The following is a 3,215-nucleotide window of genomic DNA, read 5'->3' as shown; positions in this document are numbered from 1 at the left end:
AAAATTTTTTATTTTCCGTAACCATCGAGGATGTTATATCCTACTAGCGTAGGAATCTTACTATACTCACTACTAAAGTGACCCACACGATTTTAAATTCTATTGTAAAATGACCCCTCGACTATCATTCGTCTTAGTATTCAAAAAAGTTTGAATACTAAGACGAATGATAAAATGATGAATGATATTTCTATTTATATATAGTATGACAATCATCCATACTTTTATTACAATATGCATTAATCTCGAATTATCACCTTAATTCTTAAGGTTTGATTAGAGAATCTTTAAAATTTCTTAAGACTTTTTCTCCTTAATTCTAAAGATTTAACTTTTATAATACTCGTATGAAAAGGAAAAAGGAGAATGTCAAATGAAAATATTAATTTTAACTGCTAAATTTGGAATGGGACATTATTCTGCTTCGCATTCAATCGAACAGCAAATTCAACAAAAATTTCCAAATGCTTCAATTTCAATTGTTGATTTTTTTGAATATTCAGCTCCCAGAGTTTCAAATATCCTGTATAAAAGTTTTAATTTATTAATTAATCGAGCCAGTACTTGCTATAACTTTTTCTATCGTTTGTCAGAAAAAGGAGAAATTAATCAAAAACCTATTTTAGTGGACTACTTTTCACGTTCTCTTCAGCAATTAATAAATGAATTAAATCCAACTTTAATTATTTCAACCGTTCCGTTTTGTTCTCAGTTATTGTCTCACTATGATAAAAAATCGAAAAAAAGAATTCCCTTTGTTACCTGTATCACTGATGTAAGTAGTCACTGTGAATGGATTAATGAAAATACAACCTATTATTTAGTTGCTTCTCTTTCTATCAAAATGGACCTTATTAATAAAGGCGTGCATGCCAGTCAAATACAAGTCATCGGGATCCCTGTTAAGCGCGAATTCAATGAACCGATTGAGTCTTCATTTAAAAATAGTCACAGCTATGAAAAGAAATTATTAATTATGGGAGGTGGTCTTGGTCTCTTACCCAAATCCGAATCTTTTTATGAAGCACTAAATCAATTAAATCATGTTAAAACAACGGTAATTACCGGGAAAAACAAGCGTCTTTTTAATTTATTGCATAATAAATACCAAAATATTGAGGTCATTGGATTTACGGACCAGGTATATAAATTTATGCAAGAAGCTGATTTAATGATTTCTAAACCAGGTGGAATCACGGTATTTGAGGCGATTAATTCTGAAATTCCGTTGCTTGTCTTTGAACCATTTTTACAACAGGAAGTAAATAACGCGAACTTTATTTCACTTCATTGCCTTGGACATGTCATTCAAAAAAAGCAAACAGATTATATTGAAATGGTTTCTAATCTTATTTATGATGCAAAGGCTTTAGATGAGATTAAACGCAACATGCAACAATTAAAAAAACAATTTGATAAAAATGCATTAGAAGAGATTATTTTATCTGTACAGTTAGGAGCGTATGCATCATGAAACTATTTTCTACAATTTTAATCATTTTGTTTATGATCCACTCTATTTTACCAACATATTATAATAAGATGATTAATAAAAACGTAATAAAATCCACACCAAAAAAAGGAATTATGCTAACATTCGACGATGGTCCCAACCCTTTGTATACCCCAAAACTATTAGATTTATTGAAACAACATCAAATTAAAGCAACCTTTTTCGTCGTCGCTGATCATGCTTTGCAACACCCTGAATTAGTACGACGTATGCAAATGGAGGGACATACGATTGCCCTTCATTCATTAAATCATCGAAACGCTTGGTTTTATAGTTACATTTATACTAAAAAAGATTTCTCTAAAAGCCTTGAAATCATGGAAGAAATCGGTGTAAAATCTCATTATTACCGTCCCCCGTGGGGACATACGAATCTTTTCACCTATTACTTTGTAAAAAAACACGATTTAACCATGATATTATGGAATTTAATGGTTAACGATTGGGATTACAATAGTATGAGCTTAATTCTTCAAAATAAAATTTTGAATTCAATTAATGACTCCTCTATCTTATGTTTACATGATTCAGGACATGGCGCCTATGCCGATCCTTTAGCCCCAAAACGTATGCTTGAGGCATTAAAAACAACACTTCCACATTTAAAACAACAAGGTTATCACTTCGTTACACCAGAAAGGAGTTCTTTATGAATAGTAAAACAAAGCAATCTTTAAGTCTTTTATTTATGATACTCCTAATGGGTTTGACAAGTTATTTCATTTTCAAAGATCAATCCATCAGTTCGCTTCTCCAAGCACTCAAAACGGTGAATCCATTTTACATTCTATTAGGACTTGCTATGATGTTTATTTTTGTGGCATGCGAAGCAATGAATACTTTTTCCATTATGAAAGCTTTAAAACAAAAGGTTTCATATCTTAAATGTTTAGGGTTTGCTTTCGTAGGATTCTACTTTAGTTCGATTACCCCCTCTTCATCTGGAGGCCAACCCGCTCAAATGTTTTATATGAGTAAAGCAAAAATTAATCTTTCTTACTCTTCCTTAAATTTATTAATTATTACCGTCGTTTATCAAATTGTCATGATGTTATATGGTGGAATTCTCTTTTTAGTCAATCATGACTTTCTCATGACTAACTTAAATGGAATTAAATATTTCTTAATCTTTAGTGTCTCTATTAATTTAATTTTAACGACTGCAATTTTGATGGCAATGTTTTCTAAAAAATTCATTTATCAGTTAATTAATTTTTTAACGACCTTATTGGCCAAAATGAAACTTCTAAAAAATGTTGAAGCAACCCGTCAAAAACTAGAAACACTCGTTTTAGAATATACAAAAGGCGCAGCTTACATTAAAACGCAACCCCTTTTACTACTTCAAATTGTATTGACAACAACGATTCAACTAACTGCCACTTATCTTGTTCCATTTTTCGTCTACAAAGCCTTTCATTTAAATACATATACTATGCTTGAAATTATTTCCTTACAAGCACTCGTTTCATTAGCTGTTTCCTCTATTCCCTTACCAGGTGCAGTCGGAGCTTCAGAAAATGCCTTTATGAGTGTCTTTAAATTATTTTTTGCAAGCCATCTATTAGTTCCAGCTATGTTATTATGTCGTGGAATTAGCTTTTATTCATTCTTATTAATAAGTGGGATCATTTCAATGATTGTTCATATCGTTTTATCAAAAGATAAAACCAATCATCCACCCAGAACGGCTTTATCTTCA

3 protein-coding genes are annotated in these 3,215 nt (G+C 31.1%); all 3 read left to right on the top strand.

The window, feature by feature from the left end; all coding sequences use genetic code 11:
• The first annotated feature begins 373 nt into the window (after positions 1–373).
• Positions 374–1,474 carry an MGDG synthase family glycosyltransferase gene (locus HMPREF9402_RS03590; protein ID WP_006785002.1) on the top strand — a complete coding sequence of 367 codons (1,101 nt, stop codon included), beginning with the start codon at positions 374–376 and terminating at the stop codon, positions 1,472–1,474.
• Positions 1,471–2,166 (top strand): polysaccharide deacetylase family protein, encoded by a 696-nt coding sequence (locus tag HMPREF9402_RS03585; RefSeq protein WP_009606505.1) that lies wholly within the window; start codon positions 1,471–1,473, stop codon positions 2,164–2,166. The genes HMPREF9402_RS03590 and HMPREF9402_RS03585 overlap by 4 nt, the downstream gene beginning before the upstream one ends.
• The coding region (locus HMPREF9402_RS03580; protein WP_009606504.1) for a lysylphosphatidylglycerol synthase transmembrane domain-containing protein at positions 2,163–3,215 on the top strand (1,053 nt) is incomplete at its 3' end. The genes HMPREF9402_RS03585 and HMPREF9402_RS03580, both read left to right, overlap by 4 nt.

The sequence above is a fragment of the Turicibacter sp. HGF1 genome, from assembly GCF_000191865.1.
GTDB lineage: Bacteria > Bacillota_I > Bacilli_A > MOL361 > Turicibacteraceae > Turicibacter > Turicibacter sanguinis.
This window is presented reverse-complemented; position numbering and strand designations above follow the sequence as displayed.